The 8,953-nt window shown below is 65.1% G+C and carries 9 protein-coding genes and 1 pseudogene; all 10 read left to right on the top strand.

Annotated elements, in window-relative coordinates; genetic code table 11:
* A pseudogene (locus G454_RS21860) lies at nucleotides 1-1,167 on the top strand (hypothetical protein); the annotation flags it as partial.
* Nucleotides 1,168-1,229: 62 nt separating this feature from the next.
* Nucleotides 1,230-1,640: a hypothetical protein gene (locus G454_RS0113995; protein ID WP_027719099.1), complete on the top strand. Its 411-nt coding sequence runs from the start codon at nucleotides 1,230-1,232 to the stop codon at nucleotides 1,638-1,640.
* A 54-nt stretch (nucleotides 1,641-1,694) separates the two neighbouring features.
* Nucleotides 1,695-1,964: a hypothetical protein gene (locus G454_RS0113990; protein WP_027719098.1), complete on the top strand. Its 270-nt coding sequence runs from the start codon at nucleotides 1,695-1,697 to the stop codon at nucleotides 1,962-1,964.
* Entirely contained in the window at nucleotides 1,964-2,638 is a 675-nt protein-coding gene (locus G454_RS20565; RefSeq protein WP_245574422.1) for a metal-dependent hydrolase, read from the top strand. Before G454_RS0113990 ends, G454_RS20565 begins: the two co-directional genes overlap by 1 nt.
* 5 nt (nucleotides 2,639-2,643) lie before the next feature.
* Nucleotides 2,644-3,720 (top strand): hypothetical protein, encoded by a 1,077-nt coding sequence (locus G454_RS0113980; RefSeq protein WP_027719097.1) that lies wholly within the window; start codon nucleotides 2,644-2,646, stop codon nucleotides 3,718-3,720.
* 6 nt (nucleotides 3,721-3,726) lie between these two features.
* Nucleotides 3,727-4,560 (top strand): hypothetical protein, encoded by an 834-nt coding sequence (locus tag G454_RS0113975; RefSeq protein WP_156896823.1) that lies wholly within the window; start codon nucleotides 3,727-3,729, stop codon nucleotides 4,558-4,560.
* A gap of 70 nt (nucleotides 4,561-4,630) precedes the next feature.
* A complete protein-coding gene (locus G454_RS20560) occupies nucleotides 4,631-6,073 on the top strand; it encodes a ParB/RepB/Spo0J family partition protein (RefSeq protein ID WP_156896822.1) in 1,443 nt (480 codons plus the stop codon).
* Between the two features lie 43 nt (nucleotides 6,074-6,116).
* Nucleotides 6,117-6,506: a hypothetical protein gene (locus tag G454_RS0113965; protein WP_027719095.1), complete on the top strand. Its 390-nt coding sequence runs from the start codon at nucleotides 6,117-6,119 to the stop codon at nucleotides 6,504-6,506.
* Between the two features lie 184 nt (nucleotides 6,507-6,690).
* A complete protein-coding gene (locus G454_RS0113960) occupies nucleotides 6,691-7,773 on the top strand; it encodes an RNA-guided endonuclease TnpB family protein (protein WP_051276473.1) in 1,083 nt (360 codons plus the stop codon).
* 508 nt (nucleotides 7,774-8,281) lie between these two features.
* Nucleotides 8,282-8,953: type IV secretory system conjugative DNA transfer family protein (locus G454_RS0113955; RefSeq protein WP_027719093.1), on the top strand; the 672-nt coding region annotated here is incomplete at its 3' end.

Below are 8,953 nucleotides of genomic sequence, written 5' to 3'. Positions count from 1 at the left end.
CACGTACCCGTTCAAATCGTGGGCGGCGATTCGGAGTACTTGGAGTACTTGCTCATTGCCGACAATGACGAGCGTAGGGACACGGACGACCCCATCAGGAAGGCCAGGAGGGCGGAGTTTTTGAGGAGGTACTGGGGGGTGAGGGAAGGGAGCGCAAACCCAAAGGGGACGGTAGTTTATCGTGAGGGACAAAATGTCCCTCACGGGGCGACAGCTTATCGTGAGGACCAAAATGATCCTCACGAGAGGAAAACTTTGGCTGACGTAGCCAGGGCCATAAAAGAAGATTTAAGGACAACAAAGCGCCTCCTCAAACTCAACGACCTGATCCCCGCACTCCAGGATCTTGTTTCCCAGGGCAGGCTTTCCCAGACAGCCGCCTATTCCCTGGCTTTCCTACCCCCGGAGGAGCAGGAAGAACTTTTACGCGTCCTGGGGGAAGCAGGCCTGGCCGGGCTTTCGGTCAAAGAAGCCCAGGAGCTGAGGCGCGAACTGGAGGCGGCCAGGCGCGAGAAGGAGGACCTTGCCCGCCGCCTGGCCGGGTTGGAGGCGAAGGAAGGCGAGCTGGAGAGACTCAAGGCGCGGCTGAAGGAGCTGGAGGAGCGGCCCGTGGAGCGCGTGGTGGAGAAGGTGGTGTACAGGCCCGATCCCGCCCTGGAGGCGGAACTCGAGGCCGCCCGTACTGAGGCCGCCAAGCTTCTTCAGGAGAAGGAGAGAATCGAGTGCCGACTTCATGATGTGATCCGGGAGAAGGAGAGGAAGGAGGCAAAGATTCGCACTCTGGAGGAAGAGGTGGAGAAACTCCGTCGGTGGCTCGACCACGCGCGTAGCGAACTGAAGAAAGAAAAGGAGCGCCCGAAGCCCCCGCAGTGGTCAAAGGAGCACCAGGAGTTCCGCGCTTTGATGGACAAGGCTAACGAGCACGCCGCGGGCCTGGCCACCGCGCTGAAGGATATCAAGGAAAAGCATGCGGAGCGGCTTCTATCGGCTGCTCGGGTGCGGGGTACGCCCGGTGACGATATAGAGAGGATGACTGAGGTAACTTTCGATGCACTTGTTTACACGACCTTCAGAACCTGTCTTGATCTGGCAGCAAGTTGGATTGCTGAGATCTGGGATGTCCTCGAGCCGGGAAAGCCCAAGCTGAAGCTAGTCAAAAAGGATTGAGGCCGGAAAAACCGGCCTTCTTCTTTTTTCGAGATTTTTTTGAAGAGAAGAGGTGATAGGGGGTGCCCAAGAAAAGGGAAAGGAGAAGGCCAGCGGAGGGTACGCTTGCCGATCGGGTGCTGGAAGCGCTAGAGGAACGTTACCCCGGTAGCTTTCCGACGGGGGAGTTAACGGCTCTCATTTTCAACAAGGATACTTTGGAGAACCGCCAAAGGCTCTACAGGGCTCTCCGTACACTTCGCAAATATGGATATAGTGCCCATGGTCTCGGAAAGGGAAGGGTAGCGCTCTGCGACCGCCAGCCTGAAAAGCTGAAAATCGTGGTGGGGCGGAATAGCCGGATAGCCTTCGGTATCATGGGAGGTTTCCGCACGATCCTCACGGCCCTTGAGGAGGCGCAGGCGGAAAAGGAAGCACAAGCCATAAGACGCTTCTTGAAGCGTTTCCTCGTGGCCCTGGCCAGAACGCTCTGAGACCCGGTAACTAACGGTACTGGGTCCTTTCTTTTTTCTCGGGAGGTGCCCGCCGTGCTCTTCCGCAACATCAGTTCGGTGGTGGCGGTGTACGCGATATTCCTCGGCGTGGCCCGCTACGTCCTGCCCTGGCCGAAGCTGTGCTCGTTCGCTTTCCTCGCCCTGCCGGGCGTGCTGTGGTTCCTGTGCGACGCCGCGGACGCCGCTGGCCCGGTGCCGGAGAGGAAGCGCGCCGCGGCCGTCGCCGCGGGCTTCGCCGCGGCGCTGGCCGCCACAGCGTGGTTCGCCGTTGCGGCGGCCCTGAAAGGGGGTGCGCGGGCGTGATGGCCACGACGCACGCCCTCGGCGGGGCAACCGCCGCTCTCCTGGTGGCGGGAGCACTACCCGCGGGCGCCGCGCCGGCGTGGCTCGCCGCCGGGGCCGGCGCGCTGGGCGGCCTCCTGCCCGATGTCGACCACCCCGGCAGTTTCCTGGGGAAGAGGGTGCCGCTGGTGTCCGACGCCGTGCACGCTCTCTTCGGCCACCGGGGGGCGACGCACGGCCTCCTGGCCGCGGCAGCTTTCTCCCTGGCCTCGTGGTGGGCCGCCGCGCGCCTGCTCGCCGCGCTGCCCCCGGGGGTCGCGGGCGGCGCCGCCCCGTGGGGGGTGGCCCTCTGCTTCCTCGCGGGGTACCTCAGCCATCTGTTGCTGGACATGCTCAACCCGCAGCCCGTGCCGCTGCTGTGGCCCCTGCCGCGGAGGTTCCGGCTGCCCGTGCCCCCGGTGGTGGTCACAGGCGACGCCCTCGAGGCGTGGCTGGTGAGGCCGCTCCTCCTGCTAACGGTTCTGTGGCTCGGTTGGAGTCACGCGGCAGACGTGGTCGGCGCGGTCCCCTCGCCCGGGGACGGTAGAGGCCTTTCCGGTGCCGTCGGGGAGGGTGCGGGGCACTTCGCCACCGACCTCCGCAGGGCGCTGGCAGGACTGCTGCGGGCCGCCGCGAGAGCAATCGAAGGGAGTTGAGAAAAATGCGCTTTCTGAACGGGTTGCTGGCTTCCATAAGCCGCAAGGGGAAAGGCGACCCCAGGGAGTACTTCAAGGTCATGCCCGCCAACGACTACGAGTACGACTGGAAGGCCGCGCGGGAATTCCCGTGCCGCCTGCCGGAGCCGAGAAAGCGCGCGGGCACGCCGCGGCTCTCCCCGGCGCTGTCGTACCGCTTCCTGGCCCACGTCTCGGGCGGCAAGGTGACGCTCTATTTCGGCTGTCCGCCCGGGGAAGCCGGGGCGGTGAGGAGCGCCTTTGCGGGGGTGTACCCCAAAGTGTCCCTGTCGCCCGCGGCCAGCCCCGTGACTTCGTGGGAGGGCGGGGCGGCGGCCGAGCTCTACGCCAAGGGCGGGCCGTGGCTACCGCTGGCACGGCTCGACGGCAAGCCGTCCTCGCTGGCGGCCGCCCTGTCGGCCCTGGGGGCGGGCAAGCACGCCGCGCACGAGGCGGTGCTCGACGTGTGCTTCTGGGCGCGCCCGACCGAGGAAGTCCTCGCGCGGGCCGAACGCGAGGCGGCAAAGCTCTCCGGCATGCTCCCGGGGAGCGGCTCCCTCGCGGAGTTGGCGGCGCAGGTGAAGGAAGCCCTGAGTTCACCCGCCCTCGGCGGCAAGAACAGCGGGGGGTACTCCGCCAGCAAGAGCAGTGCTGTGCAAAAGTACAAGGAACTCAAGGTCCTCCGCCCCTCGCAATTAGCACTGGCGGAAGAAGTTCGGGACAGGTTCCGCCCGCCCGAGCGCGCCTTTGAGGTCACGGTGAGGGTGGCCGCGCGGGGCGGCCCGCCGGGCGCCGCCGAGCAGGCCGTGAAAGACGCCGTAGCAAATCTGAGGAGGTTGGGCGGCCACAACCGCCTCGAGATGTCGGGCCGCTTCGCCCCCGACCAGCGCGTGGCCGCCGGGCTAGCCGGGGAAAGGTTGCTGATGAACAGTTCCGAACTGGCGTGCCTGCTTGCCATACCCGGCCCGGACACGTCCGCGTGGCCCTACCTGGAGCGGGACGTGGCGCGCACCGTGGCGCCGCCGCCGTGGATGCTCGGCAAGGAAGAAACGGAAAGGAGTTGATGGGAAGTGGAGAAGAGAGTGACCGTGGAAGACCTCGCCCCTTACATGGGAGGCGCTGTGAGGCCCGTCGTGCGCGGCCCGTGGAGCGTCCAGACGGAAGGGGCGGGAGAAGAGGTCCGCCGGCCTCCCGAAACCCAGGCGCGGAACGGAGGGAGGGAAGGAACAGGCGCTCCCGGAACTGGCGCGCTGAGCGACGGCCTCGAGGAGGAGTTGGCCCGCGAGTTGGAAGAAATGCTCGAGGTCCTGCCGGAGGGACCCGCGGTTTCCCGCCTGACGCTCAACCACGAGGCGGGCACGTTCGACTTTCCCGACGGCAGGGCGGAAAACTCCATCGAGGGTTTCCTGGCGAAGGTGGAGCCGCGCCGCGCGAGGTTCGAGGATGGCAGGGTGGCCTGCCTCAGCCGCGACGGGAAAGTGGGCAGGCTGGTCGACATGAAGACGGAAATTTCCTGCGAGGAATGCCGCAGGTGCCCCCTCTCGGCCCGCGTGTACTTCGTGCCCTCCGACCTTTCCCGCGAGCTCTGGTACTTCGACATGCCTTCGTCCCAACTGGGTAGCCTCGTCAGGTACGTCAACTCCGTTGCGTACGGGGAGGGGGGCGAGGGGAAAGCCGGAACGCACCCCTGCCGGGTGGTGACCCGCGTGCGGCTGAAGAAGCGCGAGGGGCGCCGCGCCGCCAGGCTCGTCTTCGAGAAAGTGCGGGACGCTTCCGACGAAGAGGTGCGGGAGGCCCGCTCCGCGTTCAAGGAACTCTACCCGCTGGCCGCCGAGGGCGGAACGGGGCCTGCTGGCGGTTCTCCCAGCAGTAACGCGGGCGGCTTGGACAGCGTGGAGTTCTGAGTCAACAAGGCAATTTTCGGAAAACCTGGCCAAATTGGCCGGGTTTCTTTTTTTTCTGGAGGTGGTTTTCGTGGTGACGATAGTCCCCGTCGAGCTTTTAAAGCCGCACCCGAAGAGCGCGGAGTTCTTTCCCGACCCGCTACCGGACGCCATCAGGCAGGAGATGCTGGAGGACATCCGGGAGAACGGCATCGCGACCCCGCTGATTCTGGCCTGCGACTACACCATCCTGGCCGGCCACCAGCGGTGGGAGATGGCGAGGGAACTGGGCCTCTCCCACGTCCCGGCAATTATCAAGGATGTTGACCCCGAAAGCCCGGAGGCCGTGGCCCTGCTCATCAAGGATAACCTGCTGAGGCGCCAGCTGAACGACATGCAGGTGGCCAGGCTGATAAGGGTGCTGAAGGAGCAGTATGGGGTCAAACGTGGGAGGCCAGAAAATGACAGTGATGGTAAGGAAAAACACGAAAAAATTTCGCAATTAATTGGTTTGACGGAAAGACGGACGCAACAGCTCGACAAACTCAACGACCTCATCCCGGAACTCCAATCCCTGGTGGCCTCCGGCAAGCTGGGTACCACGGCGGCCTACGAATTGGCTTTCCTTTCCCCGGAGACGCAGAAAAAGTTGTATGAGGTCCTGGGGGAGAAAGTTGCCGGGTTGAAGCAAGCCGAAGCGAGGGAACTCCGCCGCAGGATCGAGGCGGAGGTCAGGGCGGAGACCGAGAGGCAGGCCGCCGAATTGAGGCAGGCCTTGGTGAGGCTGGAGGAGGAAAAGCGCGAGGCCGAGACCAGGGAGAAGAGGCTCGCGGCGGAACTCGCCCGCCTGAAGGACCGGGGCGGTGGGGAGGATCTGGCCCGCGAGCTGGAAGCGGCCCGCGCCGAAAAGGCCCGCCTGGAGGGAGAGGTGGAGGCATTGAAGCGCCAACTCAAGGAACTCGCCTCCCGGCCCCCGCAGGTGGTGGAGAAGGTGGTGTACAGGCCCGACCCCGCCCTGGAGGCCGAACTGGAGGCGGCCCGCGCCGAGGCGGCCAAGCTCCTGCGGGAAAAGGAATGGTTCGAGGGCCGGTTCCGCGAGGTGGCCCAGGAAAAGGAGAGGAAGGAGGCCAAGGTCCGCGCCCTGGAGGAGGAGGTGGAGAGGCTCCAGCGGTGGCTCGACCACGCACGCAGCGAATTGAAAAAGGAGAGGGAGAGGCCGAGGCCGCGCTTCGACGTCCGGAAGGAGGAGTTCAGAGTTTTGGCCCAGAAAGCGCAGACAGCGGCCTTTGAGCTCTCCGAGTTGCTCAAAAAACTGGAGGAGCGGTATTCCGACGAGCTTTTGGCCGCCTCCAGGGTGCGCGGCGGCCCGGATTTTGAGGACATCGGCGACGCCGTGGTGGACACGACCGTGTTCAAGGTGCTGAGGACCGCCCTGGAAATGGCCTTAAAAAGAATAACCAACATCTTCGAGCTTCTGGAAGGCGGAAAACCGAAGCTGCAGCTGGTCAAAGGCAAAGAAAAGGACGGGCGCTAGGAAGGGGGCCTTTTTTTTTTTTTTTGGGAAGGAGGTGAGGGCGGTGCGCAGGCCGAGGGGCGGTAGTCTGGCCGGTGTCATGCTGGACCTTTTGGAGAAGCGGTTCCCTGACGGCGTGCCCACGGGAGAGCTGGCGGCGCAGCTTTACGGAAGAGACCTTCTGGAGAATCGGCTCAAAGTGCGCTCGGTGGCCCGCACTCTGAGGCAGGCGGGCTACGCCGTGTACGGCTTCGGCGGCATCTATGCCCTGTGCGAAGGACAGCCCCGGAAACTCGGCATGGCGGCCACCCGTTCCGCCAAGGTGGCCGACGGCGCCATCCGAAACCTTCCCCAGATCTTTGAGGCCATCGACAGGGCGGGCGACAGAGCGCTCGCGTCCGAGCTGCGCCGCGCATTGAAAGAAGCCCTTCTTGAAGCTGTGAAGGAACTTTAAACTCGCCCGGCTTTCCACCGGGTTTTTCTTTTTTGGAGGTGTTCTCCTTTGCTTTACAAAAACCCTGCCAGAATGCCCCCGATTTTCAATCGGGGGATGAATGGCGGCAGAGAGAGACGGAGACGGTCGCGCACACCGCGCGGCCTTTCTGTTTTTTGGAGGACCGGGGGAGGAGGTGAGCGCGGTGGAGCAAGCGGTGACGCTCAAGCTCAAGCTGCACGAGCCTACGAAGGCCAAGCGGGAAATGTACCAACTGATGGCCGACCGGGTGACGGAGTTTGCAAACCGATATCTGAGCCTGCCTAAGAAGGAGCGGCCCAGGACCTCGAAGGAAGCGGCCGGGATCTCGGACTCCCTGCCAGCGGCGGTACTTAACCAAGCCATCCGGGACATCAGGGCCAAAAAGAAGGCGAAGCGTTTCAAGCGCCTCTGGCCCACTTTCAACAACCAGAACTTCCGCGTGGAGAGGGAGTTTTCCAGAGACGGCAGAGCCGTGTGGAAGGTGTCCTTCCCCGCGCTGGAGAAGCGGGTGGGCGTGCCCGTGGCGGTGGCCCCCTACCAGGAGCGGTACCTGAACCTTTTGCTCGAAGGCAGGGCCAGGCAGGGCGTGGCCCGGCTGGTGAGGCGCGGCGGGGACTGGTACGTCCACCTGAGCCTGGCGGTGGCTACCGGGCGGAGGCAGGGGCCGGAGAAGGTCATGGGCGTAGACCTGGGCATGGTGGATCTGCTGGTGGCCTCCGTGGAGGGCCGGACGCTCTTCTTTTCCGGCGGCGAACTGGCGTACGTCCGCAGGCGCTACGCCAGGCTGCGGAGGAAGCTGCAGAAGGCCGGCGCCAACCGTGCCCTAAAGAGGCTGGGAGACAAAGAGCACCGCTGGGTGACGGACGTGAACCACAAGGTGAGCCGGAGGCTCGTCGAGTTCGCCGTGGCTCACGGTGTCACGAAGATCCGGATGGAGGACCTGACCGGTGCCAGGTGGGTTTTCCCGCAGGGGAGAGAGCAGCGGAAGGACCACGGGCGGAGCCTGCAATACTGGCCGTACTACCAGTTGCAGAAGTTCATCGAGTACAAGGCGGCGCTGGTGGGGATAGAGGTGGAGTACGTCAGGCCGGATCTCACCTCGCTCACGTGCTCGCGCTGCGGGGAGACGGTCAAAAGTAGGCCGAAGGGGCGCTGGTTCAGGTGCCCCCGGTGCGGGAGGGAGAAGCACGTCGACGTGAACGCTGCCGACAACATCGCGCAGGCGGTGAGCGGGTTGGCGACGTAGAAGGAAGCAGGTTTGCTTAGCGGCGCGGTGTACGGCCCTTTTTTTTGGGGAGGGCCGGATAGCGCCGCCGCCCGGGAGGGTAGGGGGCAGGTGATCCCTTGAACCTCCCGGGGCGGGCCGTTTTGGCGCGGCCCAGCGGGGGAGCCTGTGAGGGCCGGCGGAAACGCGCGGCCGGAGGCGGACCCCAACCGGAACCGGGCGTGAACCCCCGGAGGAAAAGGAGGGGGCACGGAATTCCCGGGGAACCCCGGGTGGGTTCGGAGGATTTCCACCTAAGGGAATCCCCCGAATTCATTCGGGGGAGGACGTCAAGACACCTACCTTGCGGGCGGCATCCTCTCCGGGGCCGCCGTGCTCTTCCTGGCAGGCGCGCTACCGGAGTCCTAGCCTGGTGCGATGGAAGAGTAGAGGTTCTGGTGGAAGAAGTTAAGGCGAGGATGAAGTTGGAAGCGACGCTGAGAAAACTGGCTAGCTGAGGAGAGGCAGGCGATCACCCGTGTCTGCCCCCATGTCTGGCAAGCAACGCGTAAGGCTGGGGTTCTCCGACCACCCAGAACGCCTGGGAGCGCCCATCTGGCTTCCCCTGGAGCAGTTCACCACGCACGCCTTCCTCTGCGGCAAGACGGGCAGCGGCAAGACGGTCACGCTGCTCAACTGGTGCCTGTCGCTGGCCGAGGCGCTGGAGCGCTGCCCCGACACCGCCGCGGGGTTCACCTTCATCGACCCCCACGGGGACGCGGTGAGCGACCTCCTCGCCAGGCTGCCCGAGGGGGTGGCCGACCGCGTGCACGTGCTCCACTTCCGGGACACCGACCGGCCGCGGGGCTTCAACCTGCTCGAAGCACCGCCGGGCATGGAGGAGCAGGCCGTGGGCGCGTTCGTGGACATGCTCCGCGACCTCTTCCCCGCCGGGGTCGGATACCGCATGGAGCACATCCTCAAGAACGCACTGCTCACCCTGGCGCGGGTGGGCGGGCAGACCGTCCTCTCCCTGGAGCCGCTGCTGTCCAGCGAGCAGGTGCGGGCGGCCACCCTGCCCAGGGTCGCGAACGACCCCGTGCTCAGGAGCTTCTGGGAGCACCAGTTCCCGGCGTTCGCCAAGCGGGCGGTGGAGACCCTCGCCCCGATATGGAACAAACTGGGGGCCTTTGCGGCTTACCCCCGCGTGCGGAGGGTCGTC

This window comes from Desulfovirgula thermocuniculi DSM 16036, assembly GCF_000429345.1.
Taxonomy (GTDB): domain Bacteria; phylum Bacillota; class Desulfotomaculia; order Desulfotomaculales; family Desulfovirgulaceae; genus Desulfovirgula; species Desulfovirgula thermocuniculi.
Note: the sequence above shows the minus strand (reverse complement) of the source record. Positions and strands in the feature narration are given on the sequence as shown.

Excerpts from the sequence above, each read along its gene's own strand:
- G454_RS0113980 (WP_027719097.1), top strand. The coding sequence starts at position 2,644 with ATGCGCTTTCTGAACGGGTTGCTGGCTTCCATAAGCCGCAAGGGGAAA.
- G454_RS20565 (WP_245574422.1), top strand. The coding sequence starts at position 1,964 with ATGGCCACGACGCACGCCCTCGGCGGGGCAACCGCCGCTCTCCTGGTG.